This is a genomic window from Lactococcus sp. LG606 (assembly GCF_017309645.1).
Classification (GTDB): Bacteria; Bacillota; Bacilli; order Lactobacillales; family Streptococcaceae; genus Lactococcus; species Lactococcus petauri.
This window is the reverse complement of the sequence record NZ_CP071301.1, coordinates 1,837,059-1,863,146: the sequence shown is the minus strand read 5'-3', so window position 1 is coordinate 1,863,146 and position 26,088 is coordinate 1,837,059. Positions and strand designations below refer to the sequence as shown.

Sequence of the window (26,088 nt, the reverse complement as noted above, 5' to 3'; positions counted from 1 at the left end):
TTTATTCAAGTCCTCTCTTACCCTCGGGTTTGTTGGTTTTTACTTTTAACATCACTTTAATCAAGCTCTTCCATCTGATTCCAGAATCTCTTTTCAAAAAACCTTTTAGAACCATTTTAACATATTTTTTATTAAGTTGACAGAACAACTCCGGCTTATAGGCTTTATAGAACCTGTATTCACTGCTAAAAATGCTATAAAATCTCTCCTCTGACAAACTCGACAAGTCTTGCACTGAGAGTTGATGATTTAATTGACAGTTTAAGACTTCCACCTTTTTTTGGTTAAAGATAATCTGAGAAAACAGCCAGTGATCTAAATAATCGAGGGGAAACTCTTTAGAAAAGCCCCCTATATCTTCGATAAAAGCTTTTCTCAGCGTTAAAGTACTAGAAATGCCTGATATATCTTGTTTGTAGACTCCTGCTTCCTTTGGAAATAAGAGCATATCCAACGTTTCACTTGCCGTTGGGGAAATCTGTGTTACACCATCGTATATTTTTGCACAGTAGGCAACAATCTCTGTGTCTCTGATCTTACTTCCTAATTCAGCAAGCAAAAGACTCAGATAGTCTTCTGTAAGGGAGGTATCATCATCGAGTAGCATCAGCCATTCATCATTAGAGTGAGTGAGAGAAGTCTCGTATGCTATGCGTGTCCCACGCTCCACATTGTCCTTATTATAGATATAGGTGAGTGAATGAAAACCAGAAGGTAGAGCGACATCGGAATAGTCCGTACTTCCATTATCAAAAACAATGATATTAAGCTTGTTTTTGATAATGTCACTCATCCTAAGGAGTGACTCGAAAGATTCAGTTTCTGTGAATTTTTGTGCATAAGCTACTAAAGAAATAGTTATATTCATCGTTATCATTTCTTAATTTTCAAAAGAACCTTTTTAACGATTCTTTTTATTTTCGAGCTCGGTGGATTTGAACGTTCCGTATTCAAAGTGACCAAATTTTCTATATGTCGTAGAGTTTTTTTGCTATTACCTTGTACCATCTCTGCACTTTCAATAAACTCTTTGTAAACAAATTCTAAAGAATATTTTTCCCGAACTTCCGGAATTTTATTGATACTGTGTTCCTTTTTTGCCTCAAAATCCGTTAAACTTCTTGATAATATTTCAGATAATTCTTCAATATTTCCGAGATGATATTTTTCACCTTCTTGGAAGATGTTATATGCAGATTCATAGCCTGGATTATCCGAGATTATTACGGGCAAGCCTTTGAGTAAAGCCTCGATATAGACCAAACCAAAGGTTTCTAGAGCTGAGGAGCTCACAAAGATATCTTTGTCTGTGAGTACTTCCCAAGGCTGTTCAAGGTGGCCAGTTAACTTCACATTCTTCAGGTTATGCTTCTTGATGTAACTCAAGCACTTAGTTTTATAATCCTCATCTTGAGCGCCAACCAAAAGAAGCTCCACATCTGTCTTTCCAGACTTATGATAAGCTTGTAAAAGCTCCATTTGGTTTTTGCGCTCTGTCAAGCGACCGACAGAGACAAAACGGATTTTTTCTCCTTTTTTCAAAGGTGAGATATCCACTTCGCTGTAAGGAATAAAATTTTTGATTTCTTTGTTCTGAAATAGAGTATTCAGATTCTGGTTCAGAAGACCAGTTACACTATAAATTTCATCTGAATACTCTTCAATAAAATCTATCTTATCTCTGTAATAGGCAAATTCATTTTCGGGAAATTCGTGAATTAACCAGAAATGTGGTATTGATTCACAGGCTGCGGCAACAGCCCCTTGAAACATATTGACTGTATTGGTAACCACGAGATCAATATTATTTTCTTGAATGAGTTTTCTAATTTGGGCGATATTTTCCCGATAATAGAAAGCACGAACCTTCTCATCTTCCGGAAGGCCACCTGGAGCATCCTCCCACCACCATTTTCCTGCGGGAAGAAAATATGTCTCGATACCCGAGCTATCAAATTTATGTTTATAGGCTGTCTTATCTACTCCTGGATAATCTGGCACAACATTAATCACTGTGTTCCCGCGTTGTACAAGCATCATCATCAGATAAAAAATTGAAATTTCAGCTCCATTGTCAAGAGTCCCTGTCGGAGAGACAAATAAAAATTTTTTCATTATTGTTTCCTTATCCTTTAAAGTGTGATACTTGTTGTTCGCCAATAAGCAAAGACACACTGTCAAAAAAGACAAATTAGAAAAGTATGATTCTTCCCTAAAGTCATATCTACAAATTTTTTAGATACTTATGCTCTTTGTAAATTCATCCGTGTGCTCTTTAATTGTACAATTCTCCAAAACAAAATGATAGGCATTTTCTGCAATCGTTTGTCGTTTGCTTGGATTTTCAATAAGTGTTTCCAGTTTTTCATACCATTCGTCGGGTTGGGCCAAGATTCCTGTTTCATCATTTTTTACCATTTCTTCAAATGATCCCAAATAACTAGCTACAGTAGGTACTTTCACAAGCGCTGCTTCGAGCCATTTAATCTCTGATTTTGCACGATTGAAAACACTATCAACCAAAGGTGCTAAGTTGATATCCATTTGGCTAATTAATCTAGGGAGCTCTTTCCAATCCACATAGTCATTCATTATGATTTGCTCTGTGTATTTTTTCAAGTCCTGTGGAAGGTCAATATAGCCGACCAAATGCAGTTCTACATGTGGGTATTTTTCTAGAATTTGCATGATTGCAGGTTTAATCATCTCAAAATTTTCATTGTGTGTGATTGAGCCAGAAAAATATCCTATCTTAATTTTCGAAGAAACTTGTGTATAATCCTTGAGCGTTTCTTGACTTAATCTTACCAATTCTTCACTAGCAAGATTTCTGTTAATTATCACCTCAGAACTATAATTTTCAAGCTCTTCTTTTAAGGTTTGTGTGGTTGTAACGACAATGTCGCATAAGGCCATCATTTTCCCATAAGATTTTACACTACTGTCATAATTATACTTATCGACCTCTGAAAGTCCTTGCGTATAAGCCAATAAATCAGTATATTTGGTATCAATAACAAGATCATCAATGTCATAATAGACTGGCTTATTGTATTTTTTTGCAAGATGACAGAGTTGTTCGAGTACTTCCGAGTAACCGGTACGATAGATGACAATATGGCTCGCATTCTCTGCATCACTCATTTTAAAAGCCGAAGCATTGACTGTCAACACATCATAGCCAAGCTCCCTTAACTGTGCCGCTTTATTTTCAACCCGATAGCGTGTACATTGCGGGATAGCATTTTCCACACCATCAATAATTAAAATATGCTCCTTAGGCGCACTAGTTTTGATATCCTCCATCATCTTATCAATAACATGGGCAGGGTAAGTTGTATTGGTTTTAATGTATTCAATCAATTCTGGAACTTGTGTTTTTCTGGAAATGCCTTGCCATAAAAACTTATCATCACTATAATTTGAAAATGCTGTATATTTTACAAGAGGAACATCAAAATCTTTTAACATTGTCAATGGATGAATATACATTGCACTGTCACTATTATTGTTGCTCACTGCACCGTGTTTAAACCCTAAATATTCAAAATGCTTTGTGAATACTGTTTCATGTTTACCAATAGCTTTATCTCTAGAATCCGTGTCATTCATATTTTCCCAGTACTTTATAAAGCCAGAGTAAGTGAACATACTTTTCTCAATGACGAGGAAATAAGACTGAAGATGAATCGGAATGGTTTTATATTTATTATAACCGGTAATATCTGGTTGAGGTTCACCATATGACATTCCCCAAAAATCCAGTTTTTGTGAAGCCATTTTTTCAAAGATTTTTTCTAAATCAATAAAAGGACCCACATTGGTATCATTGACGAGTAACAGCTCATCAAAATGTGAAAGTGATTCATTTGCGAAAGCAAGAATACCATGTCTAAACGCTGCTGTGTCGTAGCCTTTGTTGGGACGAATGTCTACGCGACCATAAGTTTCCAAAATCGTCTTATCTTCTGGAATGAGAGAACCATTGACCACAATAATAATCTCGTGGGACAGTTTAGCAAGTGCTTCCAAGAAGATGATTTTGTATTCTTGAAGTTTTTTACCATCTGCATACACTACGTAAACAAGTGCACGTTTCGGATTGTGGTAGTTGTTTTTCGAACGCGCTTTATTGCGTAAAGGACGAAGCAGAGCTTTCCTCATTTCGAGAAGCGGATGAAAATTTAAAGATAATTTGCGGTAAATTTTTCGAGGAGCTTTTAATAATAGCTTAGGTCTTTTTAAGACAAAGAGCGTACGCTTCGTATTGTGTATAATAAGATTCCCTAATTTATAGCTTCTTGACTGGATAAGATTTTGGAGTTGTTCCTCTTTAACTTGAAGTTGTTGCTCATTATAATGCAATACTTTCTCTAAATCACGTATTAAAAGAAGACGCTCTTCTGCCAATCTATTCATCTCTCTAAAATTATGAGAAGTTGAGATGAGACTTTGCTTAATCGCCTGTTCATACTTGTCTCCTAGTAGTGGCTTATACTTCTTCAAAATATAAAGATAATCTTCGAAATAGCGATTGAGATCATCTCTTTGACTTCGAGAAGCATCTAAAACTCTGTAGTTTAACTTCGTTTCTCTTACAAAAAAAGCTTTCGCTCCGTTCTTAAGAATTAAATTAAGCCAAAAATCATAATCTTCTAAGCTTTTTAAATTTTCATCAAATTTTGCGCTTTTTATAGCTGTTGTTTTAACCAAAGAAGACATATCGATAACATTTTGTACCAGCTCATCTTCTAAAATAAAGTCGAGATTGTCGTGTAAAATATTACGCTTCTTTTCAAAATCCCAAAGCTGGCAGTAAGCAATATCAGCATCGCCATGTTTTTTGGCTTCTTTGAGCAGGATCTCAACATAATCCTTGCTCAAAAAATTATCACTATCCACAAACAACAAGTACTCACCTGTTATTTGTTCTAGGGCCGCATTTCTAACTTTTACTACACCTTGATTCGCGCCTGAAAAGTATTTTGTTTCTTTAAAAGGAGATTCTAGAAGTAACGAAGAGATAATCTCTCCCGAACGATCTGTAGAACCATCGTTAAAGACAATAAGCTCAATATTTTGATACGTTTGTTCAAAGATACTTTTGATACATTTTGCAATATATTTTTCATGATTGTAGCAAGTGACTACAACAGAAACCTTATCATTCATGGGGGTTTTTACTCCTTTTTAAACAACTCCTGTCGGTTTTACTCTTAGAATAAATCCTCGATAGAAAACGATAAATAAATAAAGAACCATTATCGTAATTGTAGAGACTTTTGCAATATTTGCGACTGTTCGTTCTGAAAGTTGGATATTATACTTTGCGCCCAAGTTTTGTAATGCTGGAAGGAAGAAAATAATCAGGGGCTGGAGATAGCGACCAGAGAGTTCATCGAAGGTCGAGAGCGCTCTCTGACCAATATAGAAGCCTGCGAAAATACCAATCCAGTTAATAAAATAAGTCATTCCTGAGCTCCATACTGTCCATTTAGGATACACACGTCTGAACTCCCCCATAGCAACCCAGCAGAATAATAAAATCCATATGATATTGAAAAAGTCTGGAAGATTCATTGGAGTAATCATCCACATTCTTCGTGCGTTAGGGCCCATAGTTGCAAAATTTAAATAGTTATTAAAAAATACTTTTCCAAAATGAATTAAGCCAAGTTTTTCGTTGAAAAGAACAAGTCCTGCGATAACCAAGGCAACAATTAATGTAGATAACACAATTATTGTGTGTTTCTTCATTTTCTTAATCGTGGTAACAACAGGTTTATAGACCATTGGTAGTCCAATAAGGGCAAAGAGAGAGAAAACATAATTTTTCTTCGCTAAAAAGAGCAACAAGATAGTCGCTAAACTATAAATTTTTTGCTTTTTACTCAACTCTTTAAAATTCTTGATTTGTGTTAACTCTAAAAAGTTGAGCGTAAACATTGCAAAGACAATAAAACTAAAGATATCGTAACTTGGACTTGCAATCTTCATAAGGTAAGGAACAGTAAAGAGCATCACGAGCAACCACTTACCCTGATTACTTTTCTTGATAATAAAGTAAAAGCAAAGAGCGAAAAACAGGAGATTAGCAAGTCTACCACCATAGTCCATCACACCAATGCTTGGATAGATAAGACGGGCGATTAACACACCTATGGACGCTGGGAGATGCATAAAATTAATGGGGACAAAACTATTTCCATTATTCGTGAAATTGAAGCGAATACCATCATTCTCTAAATCCACTTTTTTGAAAATAGTATCCTTAATACTGATATTTGCTGTACTACCTGTAGAACCACCAATCGCCTCATTCTCTATAATTCGAAGGTTCGGCGTTGCCATAACCTTTGGATGATTAGCCGAGAATTGATTATAAGCATAACTAAGATGATAGCCTTCATCACCAGTCGTCATCGGAGGTGTGAGAAATGTTGAGAATGCACCAAAAATGAGCACAACGATGATAAAGAATTTCTCTGCAGGGAGTTTTAATTTTCTATTGTCCGTCGTGTTCATTTTTTTCTCCTTATGAAATGATTTTTAGTTTAGCTAATAATGAATAAATATAGTTTGTTCTTCTATAGGGGAAGGCTTTTAATAAGGCTTGCTGTTTTTCTTCAAGGCCTTGAATAGGGAAGTATGCTGCAATTTGTTGTTCTTGGTAATCTTGATTCAACATCAAGTCCAAGTCTGCCAACTTATGCTCTTTTCCTATTGCTGAATAATAATCTTCAAATTTGAAATCTCCCCCAACCAGACGGTCTGAGAGATTCATATGTAGATTAGGAATCTTGAAACTGTCAGCAACGATTAATCCATGAAGTGAGGAAGAAAAAACAAGTTTACAAGAGGTGATGTCAGTGATTACTGCTTGCGGTGCACGCAATACATCAATAATTTTAAATCTTGGATCTGCAGCCAATTTTTGAATAAAAGGGTGGTCTGCTTCCTCAAAATGAGGAATGATTCCTATTTTATCTTCTTTATTGGGGCTTTCTTGGTAAACTTTATTAACAAGAAGTCCTGGATCACCTAGTGGAAGGGGTGGGAGCTTCAAATCTTCTTGCGTAAGCTTTCCACGTACTGCATGAAATTTTAGTTTCGAAAAATTAAGCTCTGAAAAGTTGTGCAAAGGATATGTTTCCTTGATTGACCCCACTTCTGCCTGAAGTGGATAGATTGTACCAGTGCCCCAAATATGTACCTTTTTCGTTGGGCGATTATACTCTAAATCAAGTAAAATATGTAAAAGGCTCCCAACAGAGAGCAGATCTGCTTTTCTGATATCTGGTTCATAAACCACTTCAAGGTAAGAGAATAGGTTTTGGATAATTTCCGGGCCAAGTTCATCCCCAAAGTTAGGCCTGCCTCCAGGTGCTTTCCATGAATACAGTTTGATTTTCTTTTTTGGCATCATTTGATTTCTTTTAAAAGTCCATAAGTGCGTTTGTCTGAAGAATCACGATAAACAAAGCTAAGTAACGGCGAGGCAGTCAGAAGCTCAGTTTCAATGAACCCATCCTCTGCTACACGCCGTTTCATCCGGATTGTTGCAACTAAGCCGAATTCGGTATTGTGAAAATTCTCCATCGGGATTTCAATAGTGTCTACTGTGTGTATTGGCATTGAACCACTATCGTAGATTATTCCACCACGTTTTACATCGTGAAGGCTGTAAGAAATAAATAAATCTGATTTATCCAATGTTTCATCAAAAAGTTGTACATTTAATTTTCCAACAAACTTATCTTCTGGTTTTGAAAGCGAAAGAGGAGATACTGGTTCAATTGCAATCTTTGCGGCAACAGTTTCTTCTTCTCCAACGGAAGTGTTATTTCTTGCAAGATTATCTTCAGAATATTTATTGGTGATATCCTGAATATTACCTTTTTCAACAATGCCCTCTTTAATATAAACAGCTTTATTACAATATTTTTGCACGGCATTCATATCGTGAGTAACTAAAATCGTTGTTTTACCTGAAGCTTTGCGTTCTAAGAAATAATCGTTACATTTACGTTGAAAGGCTTCATCTCCCACAGCAAGTACTTCGTCAAGAACAAGTACATCACCTTTAGCCTTGATTGCGACTGAAAAGGCCAATCTCACTTGCATTCCACTTGAGTAGTTCTTTAACTTTTGATTCATAAATTCATGGAGTTCAGAAAATTCCACGATATCATCATACATCTGATCGATCTCTTCGGTAGAAAAGCCAAGCATTGCGCCATTAAGATAAACATTTTCTTTACCTGTAAGTTCTGGGTTAAAGCCGACGCCAAGCTCAATAAAACTGACCAGTTTTCCATTAACGGTAACTGTTCCTTTTTCTGGTGTATATATTTGAGAGATAATCTTTAAAAGTGTTGATTTTCCTGAACCGTTACGACCAACAATTCCAAAAAAGTCACCTTTTTCAACGGTAAAGTCAATATCTTTGAGAACATGTTGTTCCTTATATCCTTTAATGCCTCGCATGCGATTGACCAAAGTTGTACGTAGACTCGTACTTGCTTCAGTTGGGAGGCGGAAGTATTTACTTACATGATCTATTTTTACTGCTACTTCTGACATTCTTTCCTCCTTAAACAATTTCCGCAAATTTATTCGAATTTTTATTGAATACCCACAATCCTAAACCAAAAACAAGGACGGAAAGAACATAAGGGATAGCAATTACGAATGAATTATCCCAAAGTTGCCATAAGGTCGGATTCGTATTATTACTAAAGGTTAACACGTAACGCATATCTTGAATAATTTGTGCCATTGGGTTCAACATTTGAAATTTTGCTACGGTAAGATGATTGGTTGAAATCTGAGTAATTGGATAAATAATCGGCGTACCATAAAACCCAGCTTGCATGACAACTTCCCAAATAGGCCCCAAATCTCTAAAATAGACAAAAAATGTCGCGAGCATAAAGGAAATCCCTGTAGTAAAAAGAATAAGCTCTAATAAGAGTGGAACGACAAAAATAACTGTCCATGACATCTGAACGCCATTGATGAAGGCAAAGACAGTCACCACTGCAAGTGAAATCATCAAATTAATAAAAGCGTTGACAGCAACTGAAAAAACGATAACTGATTTTGAAAAGTTCACTTTTCGAAGCATATCCCCTCGACTTACGACCGAGAGCATTCCCATTCCTGTTGTCTCGCCGAAGAAATTCCAGATGGTTATCCCTAAGAGCAGTGCTACAGCAAAGTGAGGTGTTCCTTCACCAAAACGCATGAAACGTACAAATACGAGATACATAATCAAGAAGAGCATTACGGGCTTGAGGATTGACCATAAATAACCAATAGCACTCCCTTGATATCTAAGTTTGAAGTCTGTTTTAATCAGTTCTTTAAGTAGAATTTGATTTCTACGGCTGAAGAAATTCATTTATTTTTTCCTTTATATGCAAATTTTGTAAGAATCAGAGTACGGAAGATTTTAGTATGGAAACTTTTATTCTTTCGTAACTTGTACTGATTGAGTGTTTGGCGGCGCTTTTCCTTTGGCATGTTGAGCAAATCAACATAGTCTTGGATAAGCACCTTGTTCGACAATGATAACTTATCCAGTTTCTCTGTCAGCAGTTTTTGTGCTTGCTTTTGACTAGATTCGATAAGCCACCAATACTTTTCAAACCAAAGATGGGGGCGTAACCATTTTTTCATCCGCTTCGTCCACGTTCTTGCCCCCAGAACATTCGCATCGTGCTGGCGATAGAGGTGCGTTGGTTGATCTATGTAAACCAATTTCCCTATTGCGGTAGCTAGAAGTGCTAAATACCAGTCATGCATGATAATATCCTCAGTGGTTTGCCACTCTTGTGCTAAAGCATGATTAATCATGCTCGCACCACCAGTAACAGTGTTTTCTGTGAGTTCTTGAACCAGTTCCGTATTGGCATGATCGGACTGACTGCGAATCATACTTTCCGATAAGATATTGAGTTGTTTATCAACAATCTTAAGGTCCGTGTAGTACATGGTGGGGATATTACTATCATGCTTTTCTGCTTCTACCAGAATAATTTCCAATTTTTCTGGTAGCCAGTAATCATCCTGATCAGCAAAAAAATAAAAATCAGCAATATCAGCTTTTACCAATTGATAAAAAGATTGAATTACACCAACGTTTTTGGCTTTGATTACTTTAATTCGATGATCTTTACTGGCAAAATGCTCGATTATTTTAACGGTTTCGTCCTTGGACCCATCATCTCGAATAATCAAGTTCCAATCTTGAAATGTTTGTTTCTGAATGCTTTCAATTTGCTCAGCAACAAACTTTTCACCGTTGTAAGTCGACATTAAAATATTAACTTTGGGCATGTTGAGAGGCCTCTTTCGGTTTCAGTCGCTTATTTTTGTAAATAAGGTTTCATACTGGGCACAAATGTGTTCCCATGTGTATTTTTCTTCAATAATTAGTCTTGCTTTGTTTTGTAAATTTTGACGTGCATCAGTTGTTATTTTTTCAACTTCTGAAAGCACGTTTGAAAGGTTTTCCTTATCGAAATAAATGACAGAATCTCCCGCAGTCATCCGATTAAAATTCACACCAAGGACGACATTGACTGGAGTCGACCACATGGCTTCAAGAAGACCTGGGTTGGTTCCGCCCACCTCATGACCATGCAGGTAAGCAAAAGCCTGCTCGCGGATAAAACGCAATTCATTTTGATCATAAACTGTGCCCACAAATTTGATCCGAGGATCCCTGTCAAAATTTGTCTGAGCTCGGAGTTCTTCATAATAAGGATTTCCTTCGTGATTTGTAATAATCACTAAATCCCTCTTCGTTTTACTTTTCATAAAGTGACGAATGAGTAATTCATAATTGTTTTCAGGCACAAATCGCCCTACAATCAAATAATAATCACTAGTTTTATATTTTACCAGAGTTTCTGATTCTGTCAAATTTGAATTGAACTTCTCTGTACCGTAAGCAATCACTTCACTCTTGACCTGACCATATTCTGCACGTAAATAATCAAGAATACCTTGATTGTCACTAATAATCATATCCGCACTACGGACCATTTTTTTCTCCGCATGCTTAAGATAGCGGCGCACAGGTTTCGGCCACTTGGTACGTTTCCACTCAAGCCCATCTGGATTGACAAGCAGCTTTCCGCCGACCTTGTGAATTTTATGAGCATAGTGACCAATAATGCCACCTATTGTATTTCCTAATATATAGAAGACTGGTTCAATAATTTGTTCCTCTTTAATTTGCTTAAGGGCTGCATTAATTGCCAGAGCATCATATGCAATTACACGCGCTGGTCCAATGTTTGGCACATTAATGACAAAGCAATCAGCCCCTCGATAATCAAAATGACCATCCACAACTTCTATATCTGAATTCTCGCTTTGACAAGCCACATGATATTTAATATTTTGATTACTTTGGTGTTTAACCAACTCTTCTACAAAAGTCTCAAACCCTCCATACTTTGCTGGCAATCCACGACTACCAATAATAAAAATGTGTTTTTTCATGTTTTTCTACGTTTGCAAGCGCAAACTTTTAACCTCTCAAAGCGAGAATTCTGCCTTAAAGACAGAATTTCGCTGTTTTTTATCATCTCCAAAACTTGTCGATGCCATATTTATTTTGCTGTTTCGCCTTTGACTTTGTCTTTATTTTCTCTTAAGTCACCAATAGTCAACAATTGTGCAAGAGCTTCTTGCCATGTTGGAATATTAAATCCTGTAGCTTTCGCTTTAGCAAGACTCATCGTTGAATTAAATGGTCGTTTCGCGGCAGATGGGAAATTACTTGAATCTACAGGTTTTACAACTGTATCTGTATCTTTCAAAATTTCTTTAGCAAAATCAAACCATGTTACATCTTCTCCAGGTGCAGCATCGTTTGTCAGGTGATAATAACCTGCTTCTGCTTGTTGATCAACCAAGTAGACCATAAACTCTGCTAATGTACGGGTCCAAGTAGGACGACCGTGTTGATCATTAACAACGGTGATTTCTGGAAAACGAGTGGCGAGATTTTGCATTGTAAAAACAAAATTTGGTCCGTAGCTACCAAATACCCATGCTGTACGAATCGTATAAAATTTCACACCAGATGCTTCAACTGCTTGCTCCCCGAGTAATTTTGTACGTCCATATTCTGAAACAGGGCCTTTTGGCGCATCAACTTCCCATTCTTGACCAACAGGTAAATCACCATTGAAAACATAGTCCGTTGAAATATAAACAAGTGTTGCTCCAACACGAGCAGCTGCCTCAGCTACATGACGTGTGCCATCAACATTAATTTTTTCGTTAAGAGCTTTACCTTCATCTTCTGCTTTATCTACAGCAGTGTAGGCAGCGCAGTGATAAACCAATTCTGGTTTATTTTTGTCAAAGAAAGCATCAACAGCAGTTTTGTCCGTAATATCAAGTTCATTAACATCTGCTGCAAAGTATTTTACATCCCGTTCATCAAGAAGATGGCGTAACTCAGTACCAAGTTGGCCATTTCCACCAGTAATTAAAATCATATTTATTCCTTTATCTTAGAGAACTTTTTGGCTTTCAGCATATTTTGCTTCAACAGCAGCTTTTTCTGCCTTCCACCAGTCTTGATTTTCAGTATACCAATCAATTGTTGCCTTCAAGCCTGACTCAAAGTCTGTGTGTTTAGGCTCCCAGCCAAGTTCTGTACGAAGTTTTGTATTGTCGATAGCATAGCGCAAATCATGGCCAGCACGATCAGTTACACGATCATAAGCGTCAGGTGCTTGTCCCATCTCCGTTAAGATTTCTTCTAAAACTTCTTTATTATTTTTTTCGCCATCGGCTCCGATAAGATAAGTTTCACCCATACGGCCTTTGGTCAAAATTGTCCAAACGCCAGAAGAATGGTCTTCTGTATGGATCCAGTCACGCACATTTTTACCATCGCCATAAAGTTTTGGTTTAATCCCTGATAAAATGTTTGTAATTTGACGTGGGATAAATTTTTCGATGTGTTGGTAAGGTCCATAGTTATTTGAACAGTTTGAAATTGTCGCTTTCAAGCCAAATGAACGTACCCAAGCACGGACAATTAAGTCCGATGCTGCTTTAGTCGAAGAGTAAGGACTTGATGGATTGTAAGGTGTTTTATCAGTGAATTTCTCACCTTCGCCTTCGCCATGTCCTGGTAAATCTTCGCGGTAAGGCAAATCACCATAAACTTCATCTGTCGATACATGATGGAAGCGTAAATCATATTTTCGTGCCGCTTGAATCAACGTATATGTCCCAATAAAGTTCGTTTGGATAAACTCATCTTGTGATTTAAGTGAGTTGTCGTTGTGGCTTTCTGCCGCATAGTGCACAATCGCATCTGCCTTGGAAGCAACCTGATCCACAATCTCTGGATCTGCAATATCACCAACGACAAGCTCTACACGATCTCCAAGAATCATGTCAATATTGGCACGATTTCCCGCATACGTTAATTTATCTAAAACGGTAATATGTACATCTGGATGATTATTATAAACGTAGTGTACGAAATTTGAACCGATGAATCCAGCACCACCAGTGACTACGATATTTTTAAATTCAGTCATTGTTTTTCCTCTAGTATATTTTTTATTGCAAGCGATAGTCTTGTTTGAATTTCTGCGCTGACACAATTTTAAATATTTGCCATTAAACACCAGAAATTCATCTTGAGCAGCGTTAATCTTGATCAAACCACCAGTATTAACAATACGTAATGTTTTATCATTTAACCAAGAAAATCCACCTGAAGCAAAGGCCTTCTTTACCCACACAGGTTGTTCATTTTCCTTATTCACTTGCCAAAACTCTAGTATTCTTTTACTTTGTAGATGTTTGGCCTTCATTTTAGCCGAGTAAATCTGCGGTTAGGGGTTTTACATCTGCAAGCAGTGGGTGATTTTTGTCTGCTTCACTCACTTCAGCATGTGCAAGATCTTCCCACTCAATACCTAAAGTTGGATCTGCATAATTGACGAAAGCGTATTTTGGTTTAAGTTCCAAAGCCCAATAGTCATTTACTAAGTAAGAGTAAGAAACAGTATCACTTAAAACTTGGAAACCATTGGCAACGCCACGTGGTACAAAAATACCCTTGCTGGCATCAATCACTGTTTGGTAAACATGACCAAAGCTCTCGCCTTCACGAAGATCTACCCATGAGCCCAAAACACGTCCACCATCTGCTACAGAAATATATTTGTCCCATGGTTCAGCGTGTAAACCGCGCAAAACATTTTTACGTGAGAAAGAAACGTTATTTTGTAATTTTCCTTCTGCGAAGAATTTTTCTGGGAAACCGAGTGGAAGCATCTTTTCTTTTTGAAAGTTTTCTTTAAACCAGCCGCGATTATCACCATGAACCGGAATATCAAATTCTAACATACCTGGAATAGCTTCAATTTTGCGTGCTGCAAGTTCTTTTCCAAAAAAGTTATCCGTCATTTATTTATCACCTACCAATTTAAGTAAATATTTACCGTATGCGTTTTTCTTAAGCGGTTGTGCAAGTTCACGTACGGCTTCTTCAGAAATATAGCCCATACGCCATGCAATTTCTTCAAGGTTAGCAACCATAACGTTTTGCATACGTTGAACTGTTTCAATATATTGCGCTGCCTCGAGCAAGCTTTCATGTGTTCCTGTATCGAGCCATGCAAAGCCACGCCCCATAAGTTCGACAGAGAGATCACCACGTTCAAGATAGGCCTTATTCACATCTGTGATTTCCAACTCTCCACGTGGTGAAGGTTTGATGTTTTTAGCAATCTCTACAACATCATTATCGTAGAAATAAAGCCCTGTTACTGCGTAGTCAGATTTTGGTACCTCAGGTTTTTCTTCAATTGAAACAGCGTTCATGTCTTCGTCAAACTCAACAACACCAAAACGCTCTGGGTCTGGCACTTGGTAACCGAACACAGTTGCGCCTTTTTCTTTGGCTGCAGCAGTTTGAAGTAACTTAGACATTCCTGGGCCATGATAAATGTTGTCACCCAAGATAAGGGCAACCGAATCATCACCAATAAAGTCTTCGCCGATGATGAAAGCTTGAGCCAAACCATCTGGACTTGGTTGAACAGCATACTGCAAATTTAGTCCGAATTCAGAACCATCTTGCAAGAGTTCTTGGAAACGCGGTGTATCTTCTGGTGTTGAGATGATCAAAATATCTTTAATCCCAGCCAACATCAGTGTAGATAATGGATAATAAATCATTGGTTTATCATAGACGGGCATCAATTGTTTACTTGCTGCACGAGTCAGTGGATACAAACGCGTTCCTGATCCACCTGCTAAAATAATCCCTTTCATGAGGTACCTCACTTTATTTCTTCTATTTTATTATAGTTAATCAGCATAATTATAGCATATTTTTACTTTTATTTCATTCTAATTCTGCCCGAGGTAGGAGCAAAAAGGACTAGAAGCAACGCTCTAGCACCTTTTGTTTAGTATGTTTCAATTATAATTTTTTAAACATGAATAAGGCTCCCTTTGTCAGTAAATATTGTGCAAGAGGTGCAACAATCAGAAATGGGATAAGTAATGTAAAGTGAAGCGGACTCGGCCATGCTAAATTAAGAAAATCCGTACCCACAATTAAAGCTACAAAAAACGAAAGCTGTGTGATTGTGAAAATCCATAAACGATAGCGCTTAATAGGCCAAAATATCTTGCGTTGCATCAAAACGTAGTTCCATGCAGAAAAGAGAACCGTCATCATCGCAAGTTCAGGATGTGTAATACCGAAGACTCCGCCTATTGTAACGATAAGTATTGCACCAACAGCAATACTAAAACCCACAGGAAACGCACGCTCAAACAGCGTCCGCAAAAAACGGCCTTCAACTTTTGAAAAGTCTGATTCAAAACTCAAGAAAAAAGAGGGAATTCCGACAAAAAACGCGGTCAAAACAGTAAGTTGGATTGGTTCAAAAGGATAGACACTCCCCGCAAATAAAGTCAACACAGTTAACGCTATCGAAAACATCATCCGCACCATTAATAAAGATCCTGTACGGGTTAAGTTATTAATTACGCGTCGCCCCTCATTAACAATATACGGCATCGCCGAGAAGTTATTATCCATCAAAATAAGATTGGCGGTTTGTTTCGCTGCTTCACTACCTTCGCGCATGGCAATCGAACAATCAGCTTCCTTAAAGGCCAAAATATCATTGACACCATCTCCAGTCATCGCTACTGTGTGCCCCTGCTTCTTCAGGATTTGCACCATCATTTTTTTCTGTTGTGGGGAGACACGACCAAAAATTTGAAAATTTTCTACTGCAAACTCCAGTTCTGCCTCTGTTTTTAGTTGACTGGCATCAACATACTGCTCGGCATCCGGTAAGGAAACAGCCTTCGCAATTGCCGATACTGTTACAGGATCATCTCCTGAGATGATTTTACAACGTACACCCTGCTTTTTAAAATAGGCCAGAGTCTGTTTAGCATCGTCACGCAAAACATCAGAAATAACAATGAGCGCTTCTGCAGTTAGGGCTTCAGGAAGTCGGTCTCTATCAAGTGCTTGTTTTGAGCAGGCCAAGACTAACACACGATAACCCTTTTCTGCATACTTTTGTGCGTGCTGTTCTAACACGGCATTTCCCTTTGGAAACAAAAACTGCCAAGCACCTAAATAAAAGGTCCCTTCTGTAAACTCAACTGCGCTGTATTTCCTTTCAGAAGAAAATGGCAACACTTGAGAAACATTGTAATCCTTTAATGAAGCAAAATACTTCCTTAAGGCTTGTGCAGTGACGTTTTGATCTGGGAGGTTTTCTAGAAGATTCCCCATGACATGGACAATGTGTGGCTCAGAATGTTCAGTCAGACTCTCAATCTTTTCCACTTTCATTTCACCCGTCGTAATGGTCCCTGTCTTATCCAAGCACAGCACATCCACTCGTGCAAGCGCATCAATCGTATGCAGCTCTTGAACCAAAACTTTTTGCTTCACTAAGTTGATAACTCCCAACGTTAAAGCCATACTGGTCAATAAAATCAACCCCTGTGGGAACATACCCTCTAGGGCAGCAACCGTTCCTAGAACGGCTTGTTTGTGGCCCGTATCAATGACATAAAACAACTTGAGGTAAAGCAAAATTCCCAAGGGTATCATAATGAAACTTACGATACGTACAACTTTTGCTAAACTGTCACGCAACATTCGTTTCTGTTTCTTTATTTTTTGAGCTTCATGGGCTAATTGATGAATATAATTGTCTTTTCCTACATGAACAACCCGTGCAACAGCTGTCCCGCTTGTGACAAAACTACCCGAAAAAAGTTCTGCATCTGCTTTTTTAGTCAGCGCGTCAGCCTCTCCGGTAAGCAAAGCTTCATTTACTTCCACTTGCCCTTCAATGATTTGGCAGTCACATGGAATTTGATCTCCAAGTCCCAGAAGAATAATGTCATCAAGCACAAGCTCTTCTTGTTTTAATTCAATCTGTTTCCCTTGACGAAAAGTCTTGACCTTACTTGTATTCAATAAAGAGAGCTTGTCGAGCAAGCGACGTGCTTTAATTTCCTGATATAAACCAATTCCTGCATTCACTGCAACAACAATAATGAAAAGCGCATTTCGATGCGAGCCCACTGAAAGCACTAGAATAAAAAGGAAAATATTGATTAAGTTAAAAAAAGTCAGCAAATTACTCGCAAAAATTTGGCCATATGTTTTACTGCTCTCATTCTTTGCGATATTGACCTGACCTGATTTTAAACGATTTTCAACTTCTTTTTGTGACAAACCTTCATATTTAAATGACATAAGCTCTCTCCTAACTCTTATTCTATCCTAACATTATTAGAGAAGCAAATACCTTACATTTTCGAAATAAAACCCCGTCACAATGAGGACGGGGTTAATTAGTTTACTTTGTTTGACGTGCCATCGAAGACTGCACATTGAATTTACGTTGAATAAGAAAGCGAATCCCCATCACGGCTGCCCCGAGAATAATTGTAATGTACGGAGCAAGTACAATATTGATGGATTTTGGTAAGAGAGCGACCAAGACAGAAACGCCTGCCCATGCCACCATCGCAACAGCTAACATCGCAAAACCTTTGCCTTTTTTCTGTGGGCGTTGTGCACTGTAAAAATATTTATACATCCAGTACATCACCAAACCAGCGAGAGCGGAAGAAGCCAGCGTTGTCAATAGACCGTAAACACTTGCTTGTGGCTGGAAGAGACCCATCAGTCCCATAACCACTGAAATCACACCAAAGAAAAGTAAAGCACTATCTAGCCACATCAAGAAGGGTGATTCATTTTTCGCTGTTTCCTGACGTTTTACCTTATCTTCCTCAGGTTTATACTGTGTCGCAAATTCCATTGGTGCCCCTAATAATTTGCGGGCCAGAATACCTTCCTTTTGTCCTTCGATGATTTTCGGCAAGATTTCAGCGAGTATTTTTTTGATTTCCTCGTCTGATTTTCCTAAAAGCATCAATTGCTTTGTTACGTTATGTACATATTCGCTATTTTTGGCAGTGAGTTGCTCGATTAGATTTTCCATATCTCCTATTATATAAAAATTTTGGTGAAATTTGGAAATAAAACTTGATTTTTTTAATAAAAAAATGTTATACTAATTTGGTATGTTATTTTGAGGGTTTCTGTAAGAATTGTGTTTCAGATCTGAATTTTTAGAGATGCTCTTTAAAAAAAGCATAAAATTTTTAAGGAGGAACCAAACCATGTCAAAAGAATGTTATTTTACTGGTCGTAAGACTGTATCAAGTAATAACCGTTCACACGCTATGAACCAAACTAAACGTGTAGTTAAACCTAATCTTCAAAAAGTTCAAATTCTTGAAAACGGTGAACTCAAAACTGTATGGGCTTCAGCTAAAGCATTGAAAAAATTGCCTGCAGGCGTTGAGCGTGTATAATTGGATAAAATAAAGAAAGCTAGTGAATCTTATTTACTGGTCTTTTTTATTTTCTTCTCTTTCTCCAACACTTTAAAAACCAAAGGTCATAATTAACGGTTGATCTTTGGTTTTTTCATCTTCTAAAACTCTTTCGACTTAAGACCCCCTCCCCTAAAGCACTTACAAGGCTAAATTGACCAAAAAACCAATAAAACAACTGTTCTATTTTACAAAATTATGATAAAATGAAGTGATACATAAATTATTATGGAGGAAAGTGCTGTATGATTCAACAGCACGCATATGAAAATGACCGTTACTATTAATACTCAACATGGTAATGTTGACATTGCAACAGATGTTATCGCTACTGTTGTAGGTGCAAGCACTACTGAAATTTTCGGCGTTGTCGGCATGACAAGCAAAAATGCTGTAAAAGACAATTTCCGTAATATCCTCGGACAAGAAAACTATTCTAAAGGTGTTGTCGTTACGACAACCGATAACCAAACAATCATTGGTGTTTATGTTGTTGTCAGCTATGGTGTTAAAATTAGCGAAGTTGCCAAAAACATCCAAGAACGTATCCGTTTCAATCTGGAAAATCAACTTGGCATTGTAGCAGCTAAAGTCAATGTATATGTACAAAATGTGAAGGTGGTCGAAGACTAGTGTCAAATATTAACGCAAGTAAATTTCAAGAAATGATTCAGGCGGCAGCAAGTCGCCTTAACGAACAAGCTGAATATGTCAATTCTCTGAATGTCTTTCCTGTCCCAGACGGAGATACAGGAACAAACATGGGGATGACAATCACAAATGGTGCCAAAGATGTCGCTGAAAAACCAGCCGAAACTGTTGGACAAGTTGCTCAAATCCTTTCCAAAGGTTTGCTCATGGGCGCTCGTGGTAACTCTGGTGTTATCCTTAGTCAAATCTTCCGCGGTTTTGGACAATATGCCAAAGACTACGATGAACTTGATGGTATTCATTTAGCTAACGCTTTGCAAAATGGTGTTGAAGTCGCTTATAAAGCGGTTATGAAACCTGTTGAAGGTACAATCTTAACTGTTTCACGCGGTGCTGCAGAACTTGCAAATCGTAAAACTAATGAGACTGACGATGCAACAGCTATTATGGAAGCTGCTCTTGAAGGAGCTAAAATCGCTTTAGCGAAAACACCAGACATGTTGCCAGTCCTTAAAGAAGTTGGCGTTGTCGATTCAGGTGGTCAAGGTTTGGTTTATATCTACGAAGGCTTCTTGATGGCTCTCAACGGTGAATTCGTCCCTGAAAATCCTGAGCAAGGTTTAGGTGCCATGGACCGCATGATTAACCTTGAACACGAGTCTGAAACAAGTGTTGCGGGTGCTTCTACAAGCGATATTAAATACGGCTACTGTACAGAGATTATGGTCGAGTTAGGCCAAGGTCCAACAGCCCGTGAGAGTTATGATCACGATAATTTCCAAGCTTACTTGGCAGGTATCGGTAATTCACTTTTAGTTGTTGATGACGAAGAAATCGTTAAAGTCCATGTCCATACTGAAGATCCTGGTCTTGTCATGCAAGAAGGGCTTAAATATGGTCGTCTGGTTAAGGTTAAAGTTGACAACATGCGCCTCCAAAACGAAGGCGTTGCTGAAAAAGAAAAAACAAACAACATCAGCACTTCTACTTCTAAATCTGACTGGGGCTTGATTGCCATCGCTGCTGGTGATGGTCTTGCTGATATTTTCCGTGAAATGGGTGTACAGCATGTGGTTTCTGGTGGTCAAACAATGAACCCATCAACAGAAGATATCCTCAAAGCTATTGAAGCTGTCAATGCCGAAAAAGTTATTATTCTTCCAAATAATAAAAATATCTTCATGGCTGCCAAATCTGCCGCTGAAGTTTCAGATATCCCTGTTGAAGTGATTGAAACAGCAACTGTTCCTCAAGGTTTTACTGCCTTGCTCAGCTTTGACCCAACAAAATCAATTGAAGAAAACAAAGAAAATATGACTGCTTCATTAGCAGACGTACAATCTGGTTCAGTGACACAAGCTATTCGTGACACCAATATTGATGGTATTGATATCCATAAAAAAGATACACTTGGCATGGTCAATAATAAAATTGTCGCATCAACCAAAAAAATGAACGATGCTATCTTTGCTGCTTTTGAAAAAATGATTGATGAAGACAGCGAAATTGCAGCAATTTATATTGGTGAAGATGGTAAAAAATCAAATGCCGAACGTATTGCCAAAGAACTAGAAAAACGTTACCCTGAACTCGAAGTAGAGATTCATGACGGTAAGCAACCTGTTTATCCATACATTTTCTCTGTAGAATAAAACACAAAAAACTGGCCTCTCAAAGCTAGTTTTTTTGTGTATTTGTTTTCACGTGAAACATTCTTTTTTTATTCACTTCGTCCCATACACAAATTTCCTCGAAATTACAAGTAATTCGTGTTATACTTATTGTAATGTCAAATACTTTTTACATCCCATTGAAGGAGCATGCATGAAAACACTGAATACTGCCCGTATCGGCCAAATATATTATGTAAATAAAATATTAAAATCCGAGCATGCTGGAAAACTTCGAGAGCTTGGTTTTGCCCCTGATACGGAAGTTGTTTTAATTTCTATGGACGGGGAAAATGCGCTTTTAAAGATTGGTCAGACACGTTTAGCGCTAAGCAGTTTCTACCTCAACACGATTTTGATTAAAGATGAACAATCAAATGAGGAACTTATACCTCTCTCGTCTTTGAATATCGGTCAAAGTGGCGTGGTCCGATTACTCGAGGGAGAAAGTGAAATAAAACGCCGGCTTATGGATATGGGGATTACGAGGGGAACAAGTATTGCGGTGCATAAACTTGCACCACTAGGAGATCCTATGGAGCTTCATCTGCGGGGTTACTCACTTTCTTTAAGAAAGAAAGATGCTGAAAAAATAAAAATTGTTGTCCAAGATTAAAAGGAAATAAAGATGACTAAAATCGCTTTGCTAGGAAACCCAAATAGTGGGAAAACAAGTATTTTCAATATATTAACTGGCAGTAATCAGCAGGTAGGAAATTGGCCAGGTGTAACAGTTGGATGTAAAACAGGACGTTATAAAAAAGACAAGAATATCGCTATTCAAGATTTACCGGGAACTTATTCTCTCTCACCTTATACTTTAGAAGAACAAGTCACACGAAATTATCTCAGAGAGACACCACCAGATGTCCTTCTCAATATTATTGATGCAACAAATCTCGAACGCTCACTGTACCTCACATTACAACTGATGGAGTTTAATATTCCTATCGTCATCGCTCTAAATATGAGCGACTTGCTAGAATATCAAGGTAAACAGATTGATATCGAAAAACTGTCTTACAGTTTAGGGCTACCTGTCGTACTTACTAGTGCTTTAAAGAAGAAAGGCCTAGACGAAGCTATTCGAAAAGCTTGCCAACCTCTTGAAGTGACTCCTTTAGATTATGATCACCGCCTTGAAAGTGCCTTAGCAGAAATTCAAACGATTTGTCCCCAAGCAAAGAATCGTTTTGAACAAATTAAACTTTTTGAAGGGGACAGTTTAGCCTCGAACACCCTCACTGCCTCACAAGAGCAAGAATTAGATGAAATCGTAGCAATCACCGAAAAAATTATGGGCGACGATCGTGCATCCATCATCGTTAACGAGCGCTATGATTTAATTGGTCAAATTGTTCGTTTGGTTGTTACAAGCACACATAAAGGACAACTTAATCTAACAGATAAAATCGACCGCATCGTTACCCATAAATGGTTGGGCCTTCCTATTTTTATCCTTATCATGTGGCTCGTTTACTTTTTAGCGATACAGGTCATTGGTACACCCGCTAGCGATTGGCTCAATGATAACTTTTTTGGTAGTTTTCTGCCAGATATTTTACACCAAGTAATGGATAGCTTGGCGATTGTTCCTTGGGTCCAATCCCTACTCCTTGATGGTGTCCTCACTGGAATTGGGGCTATCCTAGGCTTTGTTCCACAAATCTTCGTTCTATTCCTCCTGTTAGGCTTTCTTGAAGATTCAGGCTATATGGCTCGTGTCGCATTTGTGATGGATCGTATCTTTAGAAGATTTGGCTTATCTGGTAAATCCTTTATTCCCATGTTGATTTCTTCTGGCTGTGGTGTACCGGGAATTATGGCTACCCGTACAATTGAACAAGAAAGGGACAGAAAAATTACCATCATGGTGACCACCTTCATGCCCTGTTCAGCAAAGTTGCCGATTATTGCTTTAGTTTCAGGTGCCTTTTTTCACTCCACCAGTTGGGTTGCACCTAGCGCATACTTCTTAGGCATGGCCATGATTATCCTCTCAGGAATTATTTTGAAAAAAACGAGAATGTTCACGGGAGATACTTCTGCTTTCATCTTAGAATTGCCTACTTACCATATACCTCACTTTCCTACAGTCTTTAAATATGCGTTTGATCGAGGTTTGAGTTTTATTAAGCGCGCTGGGACAATCATTTTTGCGCTCAATGTCGCACTCTGGTTCTTGTCAAACTATAGCTTCACTTTGCACCAAGTTGAACCCGGCCAATCAATATTAGCAACGCTCGGAGGATACCTGAGTATTGTTTTTGCTCCTCTAGGCTTTGGAGAGTGGAAAGCCACGGTAGCTACCTTGACTGGACTAATTGCCAAAGAAACTATTGTCGGAACTATGAGCCAATTGTACGCCCAAGGTGCAGAGGTAGAAAATAACGGTCGAGCCATTTGGACGGCTCTACAAAATAGCTACACACCACTGGCCGCTTATTCTTTACTTGTCTTCAACCTGTTATGTGCACCCTGTATTGCTGCTATTTCGACAATTTATAAGGAAATGGGTGAAGTTAAATGGACTTTACGCGCTGTGGGCTTTCAAACCGCTGTGGCTTACAGCATGAGCTTTATCATTTATCAGTTAGGCTCTGCCTTTCTTACACAATCCTTTAGCATTAGTACATTACTTGCAGTACTTCTCTTGGTTTTTGGCCTTTATCTTATCTTCCGTCGACCAAAATACACATCAAACAAGGAGGAACTTTCTCTTGAACTTAGCTAGCATCGTTCTTTTATCCCTTATTTTAATAGCAGCCTTCTTTTCACTGCGCAAAACAGTGCGGAGCAAAGGAGCTTGCGATGACTGTACAACTACGACCTGTCCTGTTAAGGGGGTCTCTGCCTTAGAAATCCCATCGAAAAAAGACTGTTGTGAATAAGAAAAACCTTCTTTAAGAGAAGGTTTTTCTTATTCTCAGAGAACTAAAGCAAGCAGCATGAGACCCGCTTGCAATAGCGAGAAGACCATTAATATTTTTACTGAAGCAATAAAAGTTTCACTTTTTACTTGTCTTTGGAGGTAAGGACGCGCTTGTTTGATAATGAAAGGCAAAAGTATAAACATGAGCAACATGAGTGGAGAGATTAGTCCCAGAACTACTGCCCCAACGATTGAGATATAGGCCAATATAATGGCTAATGTCCACCAGCGCAAAGCATTCTTTCTCCCGATGTAATGCACGATAGTATATCGATGATTACCTTCATCCTCTTCCAAATCACAAGTGTTATTCGCCAGCATCAAGTTAGAAATTAACAAGGTACTTGGTAAAGCAACAAGGAAGGTTGATGCCAAAGTTGCAAAATCCCAAACAAAAACAGCACTCGTATTGATATACACACAGATCAGAAAAATTAAGTAGCCCATTGTTAAACCACTGGCCAACTCACCTACAGGTAAACTTGATAAGGGTTTTGGTCCAGCTGAGTAAAAGATACCAATGAAATAGCAAAAAAGTCCTAACCAAAACACCGGCCAGCCCACAAGTCCTGCTACAATTAATCCTAAAATCAAGGAAAGAGAGAAGAAGAAGAGTAACAAGCCCTTTATCAGCGAAAGTGATAGATTTTCCCGACCAATGATATTGGTATTTTTCTTGTAATCTTCCGTATCCACAGCCTTATGGTAATCATTGTAGTTGTCCCAAATATCTACAAAACAGTTAAAGCAGAACATAGCCACAAAGTAGATGATTAATGGGCCAAAATTGGCTATTTGATAATGATAAAGTGAATAAGCAACTCCCAGTATAAAAGGAAAAATGCTCGCTGTTTTAGCTTTCAGCTCAATAAGCTCAGCAAATATTTTAAAGTTCATTTTTTAATAATTTCTTTGTAATAAGGTTTGGGTAACTTCCATCAAAATTTCGCGGTTACGAGATTCTGGGAATTTTTCTATTTCAAGTAACGCTTGATTGGTTAGATGTTTTGCTAAGAAAAGACTTCCTGTAATGCCTCCTAGATCAGTGACCAATTCGGAAAATTCGATACATTCTTGACGACTCAGTCCTTCTGGCGCTTCCAGATAGGGCATGACTTTCTCAGGCGCTTCTTCTTTTGCCAGCAACAAGGGTAAGGTATAAATCCCTTGACGAAAATCCGTCAATATTGGCTTATCAGCTTCTTCCAAACCGACTGTGAAATTAAGTACATCATCATAAATCTGAAAAGCAAGACCAATCGCTAAACCAATCTTTCGTGCAGACCGTTGCATCTGCTTATCACCACCAGAGAAATACACACCTTCTAAACAAGCTAAACTCAATAGCTCTGCAGTTTTACCACTGATAGCTTTAAGATAGCGTCTAATACTGTTGTCTGCATTAAAAGCTGATTGCATCTGTGTAAGTTCACCTTGAAGAATCTTTTTCATCGATCTTGCATTACGCGGCAAAAATGGTGTCGCAGCCATTGTTTCACAAAGCAACTCGAAGTAAACCGTATAAATAAAATCACCCGTGTATACTGCAACATCCTTGCCAAATTGTGCTTCAACACTCGGCAAGCCTCGACGTAAAGGGGAATCATCAATAACATCATCATGAATCAGTGTTGCCGAGTGTAACAACTCCAAACTGGCTGCTATTTTAACCAAACGTTCTTCGTCTTCTATCTCCTCGTCAACTAAGCCAGAAAATAGAAAAAAAAGCGCTGGCCGAACCATTTTACCTCCGCGCGTCGTAAACTTTTGTAATGCGTCACGTATATCTGTATTATTTACCGCTAAACGTTCTGTCATCATAGTTTGTACTGCGATAAGTTTTTCCTTAATTTCAGGATAGTCCTGCCAAAAATCTAGCACTTTTTC

The 26,088-nt window shown here is 38.1% G+C and carries 22 protein-coding genes; 5 read left to right on the top strand and 17 right to left on the bottom strand.

What is annotated here, in order from left to right; translation table 11 throughout:
• Position 1: 1 nt before the first annotated feature.
• The 15 genes from J0J35_RS09195 to J0J35_RS09125 all read right to left on the bottom strand — a co-directional run bounded on the left by J0J35_RS09195 (position 2) and on the right by J0J35_RS09125 (position 18,551).
• The gene (locus tag J0J35_RS09195; RefSeq protein ID WP_019291782.1) at positions 2–868 is read right to left on the bottom strand and encodes a glycosyltransferase; all 867 of its coding nucleotides are present in this window, start codon (positions 866–868) and stop codon (positions 2–4) included.
• Between the two features lie 5 nt (positions 869–873).
• Entirely contained in the window at positions 874–2,115 is a 1,242-nt protein-coding gene (locus J0J35_RS09190; protein WP_165706314.1) for a glycosyltransferase family 4 protein, read from the bottom strand.
• Positions 2,116–2,235: 120 nt separating this feature from the next.
• Positions 2,236–5,172 (bottom strand): rhamnan synthesis F family protein, encoded by a 2,937-nt coding sequence (locus J0J35_RS09185; protein WP_206916713.1) that lies wholly within the window; start codon positions 5,170–5,172, stop codon positions 2,236–2,238.
• An 18-nt stretch (positions 5,173–5,190) separates the two neighbouring features.
• Positions 5,191–6,525, bottom strand: a complete 1,335-nt coding sequence (locus tag J0J35_RS09180) for a DUF2142 domain-containing protein (RefSeq protein ID WP_019291779.1) — start codon at positions 6,523–6,525, stop codon at positions 5,191–5,193.
• 10 nt (positions 6,526–6,535) lie between these two features.
• The gene (locus tag J0J35_RS09175; RefSeq protein ID WP_242534012.1) at positions 6,536–7,423 is read right to left on the bottom strand and encodes a polysaccharide pyruvyl transferase family protein; all 888 of its coding nucleotides are present in this window, start codon (positions 7,421–7,423) and stop codon (positions 6,536–6,538) included.
• Complete coding sequence (locus tag J0J35_RS09170) at positions 7,423–8,583, bottom strand: ABC transporter ATP-binding protein (protein WP_019291777.1); 1,161 nt, start codon at positions 8,581–8,583, stop codon at positions 7,423–7,425. Before J0J35_RS09170 ends, J0J35_RS09175 begins: the two co-directional genes overlap by 1 nt.
• A 10-nt stretch (positions 8,584–8,593) precedes the next feature.
• Positions 8,594–9,403, bottom strand: a complete 810-nt coding sequence (locus J0J35_RS09165) for an ABC transporter permease (protein ID WP_019291776.1) — start codon at positions 9,401–9,403, stop codon at positions 8,594–8,596.
• The gene (locus tag J0J35_RS09160; RefSeq protein WP_019291775.1) at positions 9,400–10,341 is read right to left on the bottom strand and encodes a glycosyltransferase family 2 protein; all 942 of its coding nucleotides are present in this window, start codon (positions 10,339–10,341) and stop codon (positions 9,400–9,402) included. Before J0J35_RS09160 ends, J0J35_RS09165 begins: the two co-directional genes overlap by 4 nt.
• 21 nt (positions 10,342–10,362) lie before the next feature.
• Positions 10,363–11,514 (bottom strand): beta 1-4 rhamnosyltransferase Cps2T, encoded by a 1,152-nt coding sequence (gene cps2T / locus J0J35_RS09155; RefSeq protein ID WP_153924341.1) that lies wholly within the window; start codon positions 11,512–11,514, stop codon positions 10,363–10,365.
• Between the two features lie 110 nt (positions 11,515–11,624).
• On the bottom strand, positions 11,625–12,521 hold the full coding sequence (gene rfbD, locus J0J35_RS09150; RefSeq protein ID WP_019291773.1) for a dTDP-4-dehydrorhamnose reductase: 897 nt from the start codon (positions 12,519–12,521) through the stop codon (positions 11,625–11,627).
• Between the two features lie 15 nt (positions 12,522–12,536).
• Positions 12,537–13,580, bottom strand: coding sequence for a dTDP-glucose 4,6-dehydratase (rfbB, locus tag J0J35_RS09145; RefSeq protein WP_019293029.1), 1,044 nt, complete (start codon positions 13,578–13,580; stop codon positions 12,537–12,539).
• A gap of 280 nt (positions 13,581–13,860) precedes the next feature.
• Positions 13,861–14,457, bottom strand: coding sequence for a dTDP-4-dehydrorhamnose 3,5-epimerase family protein (locus tag J0J35_RS09140; protein WP_019292677.1), 597 nt, complete (start codon positions 14,455–14,457; stop codon positions 13,861–13,863).
• A complete protein-coding gene (gene rfbA, locus J0J35_RS09135; protein WP_019292678.1) occupies positions 14,458–15,327 on the bottom strand; it encodes a glucose-1-phosphate thymidylyltransferase RfbA in 870 nt (289 codons plus the stop codon).
• Between the two features lie 151 nt (positions 15,328–15,478).
• Positions 15,479–17,797, bottom strand: a complete 2,319-nt coding sequence (locus J0J35_RS09130) for an HAD-IC family P-type ATPase (protein ID WP_206916708.1) — start codon at positions 17,795–17,797, stop codon at positions 15,479–15,481.
• A gap of 103 nt (positions 17,798–17,900) precedes the next feature.
• A complete protein-coding gene (locus J0J35_RS09125; protein ID WP_173816927.1) occupies positions 17,901–18,551 on the bottom strand; it encodes a DUF1129 domain-containing protein in 651 nt (216 codons plus the stop codon).
• 181 nt (positions 18,552–18,732) lie between these two features.
• Between J0J35_RS09125 and rpmB the strand changes: the two genes are divergently transcribed.
• The 5 genes from rpmB (at position 18,733) to feoB (ending at position 24,003) form a co-directional block, all read left to right on the top strand.
• A complete protein-coding gene (rpmB, locus tag J0J35_RS09120) occupies positions 18,733–18,927 on the top strand; it encodes a 50S ribosomal protein L28 (protein WP_003133678.1) in 195 nt (64 codons plus the stop codon).
• Between the two features lie 291 nt (positions 18,928–19,218).
• Complete coding sequence (locus J0J35_RS09115) at positions 19,219–19,581, top strand: Asp23/Gls24 family envelope stress response protein (protein ID WP_026063759.1); 363 nt, start codon at positions 19,219–19,221, stop codon at positions 19,579–19,581.
• On the top strand, positions 19,581–21,251 hold the full coding sequence (locus J0J35_RS09110; protein ID WP_019292681.1) for a DAK2 domain-containing protein: 1,671 nt from the start codon (positions 19,581–19,583) through the stop codon (positions 21,249–21,251). Before J0J35_RS09115 ends, J0J35_RS09110 begins: the two co-directional genes overlap by 1 nt.
• Before the next feature lie 172 nt (positions 21,252–21,423).
• The gene (locus J0J35_RS09105) at positions 21,424–21,885 is read left to right on the top strand and encodes a ferrous iron transport protein A (RefSeq protein WP_019292682.1); all 462 of its coding nucleotides are present in this window, start codon (positions 21,424–21,426) and stop codon (positions 21,883–21,885) included.
• A gap of 12 nt (positions 21,886–21,897) precedes the next feature.
• Entirely contained in the window at positions 21,898–24,003 is a 2,106-nt protein-coding gene (feoB, locus tag J0J35_RS09100; protein WP_206916706.1) for a ferrous iron transport protein B, read from the top strand.
• 192 nt (positions 24,004–24,195) lie between these two features.
• Here the strand turns inward: feoB and J0J35_RS09095 are convergent, their stop codons facing one another.
• Both J0J35_RS09095 and J0J35_RS09090 read right to left on the bottom strand, forming a co-directional pair.
• Positions 24,196–25,098, bottom strand: coding sequence for a prenyltransferase (locus J0J35_RS09095; RefSeq protein ID WP_206916703.1), 903 nt, complete (start codon positions 25,096–25,098; stop codon positions 24,196–24,198).
• Positions 25,099–25,101: 3 nt separating this feature from the next.
• Positions 25,102–26,082 (bottom strand): polyprenyl synthetase family protein, encoded by a 981-nt coding sequence (locus tag J0J35_RS09090; protein ID WP_019292685.1) that lies wholly within the window; start codon positions 26,080–26,082, stop codon positions 25,102–25,104.
• Positions 26,083–26,088: the final 6 nt, after the last annotated feature.

What these genes read in the sequence shown, in the direction of transcription:
- J0J35_RS09105 (WP_019292682.1), top strand. Translation starts at nt 21,424, where the DNA reads ATGAAAACACTGAATACTGCCCGTATCGGCCAAATATATTATGTAAAT.
- J0J35_RS09160 (WP_019291775.1), bottom strand. Translation starts at nt 10,341, where the DNA reads ATGCCCAAAGTTAATATTTTAATGTCGACTTACAACGGTGAAAAGTTT.
- J0J35_RS09095 (WP_206916703.1), bottom strand. Translation starts at nt 25,098, where the DNA reads ATGAACTTTAAAATATTTGCTGAGCTTATTGAGCTGAAAGCTAAAACA.
- J0J35_RS09180 (WP_019291779.1), bottom strand. Translation starts at nt 6,525, where the DNA reads ATGAACACGACGGACAATAGAAAATTAAAACTCCCTGCAGAGAAATTC.
- cps2T (WP_153924341.1), bottom strand. Translation starts at nt 11,514, where the DNA reads ATGAAAAAACACATTTTTATTATTGGTAGTCGTGGATTGCCAGCAAAG.
- J0J35_RS09195 (WP_019291782.1), bottom strand. Translation starts at nt 868, where the DNA reads ATGAATATAACTATTTCTTTAGTAGCTTATGCACAAAAATTCACAGAA.
- rfbD (WP_019291773.1), bottom strand. Translation starts at nt 12,521, where the DNA reads ATGATTTTAATTACTGGTGGAAATGGCCAACTTGGTACTGAGTTACGC.
- J0J35_RS09140 (WP_019292677.1), bottom strand. Translation starts at nt 14,457, where the DNA reads ATGACGGATAACTTTTTTGGAAAAGAACTTGCAGCACGCAAAATTGAA.
- J0J35_RS09165 (WP_019291776.1), bottom strand. Translation starts at nt 9,403, where the DNA reads ATGAATTTCTTCAGCCGTAGAAATCAAATTCTACTTAAAGAACTGATT.
- rfbB (WP_019293029.1), bottom strand. Translation starts at nt 13,580, where the DNA reads ATGACTGAATTTAAAAATATCGTAGTCACTGGTGGTGCTGGATTCATC.
- J0J35_RS09115 (WP_026063759.1), top strand. Translation starts at nt 19,219, where the DNA reads ATGACCGTTACTATTAATACTCAACATGGTAATGTTGACATTGCAACA.
- J0J35_RS09170 (WP_019291777.1), bottom strand. Translation starts at nt 8,583, where the DNA reads ATGTCAGAAGTAGCAGTAAAAATAGATCATGTAAGTAAATACTTCCGC.
- J0J35_RS09190 (WP_165706314.1), bottom strand. Translation starts at nt 2,115, where the DNA reads ATGAAAAAATTTTTATTTGTCTCTCCGACAGGGACTCTTGACAATGGA.
- rpmB (WP_003133678.1), top strand. Translation starts at nt 18,733, where the DNA reads ATGTCAAAAGAATGTTATTTTACTGGTCGTAAGACTGTATCAAGTAAT.
- J0J35_RS09125 (WP_173816927.1), bottom strand. Translation starts at nt 18,551, where the DNA reads ATGGAAAATCTAATCGAGCAACTCACTGCCAAAAATAGCGAATATGTA.
- rfbA (WP_019292678.1), bottom strand. Translation starts at nt 15,327, where the DNA reads ATGAAAGGGATTATTTTAGCAGGTGGATCAGGAACGCGTTTGTATCCA.
- feoB (WP_206916706.1), top strand. Translation starts at nt 21,898, where the DNA reads ATGACTAAAATCGCTTTGCTAGGAAACCCAAATAGTGGGAAAACAAGT.
- J0J35_RS09175 (WP_242534012.1), bottom strand. Translation starts at nt 7,423, where the DNA reads ATGCCAAAAAAGAAAATCAAACTGTATTCATGGAAAGCACCTGGAGGC.
- J0J35_RS09185 (WP_206916713.1), bottom strand. Translation starts at nt 5,172, where the DNA reads ATGAATGATAAGGTTTCTGTTGTAGTCACTTGCTACAATCATGAAAAA.
- J0J35_RS09130 (WP_206916708.1), bottom strand. Translation starts at nt 17,797, where the DNA reads ATGTCATTTAAATATGAAGGTTTGTCACAAAAAGAAGTTGAAAATCGT.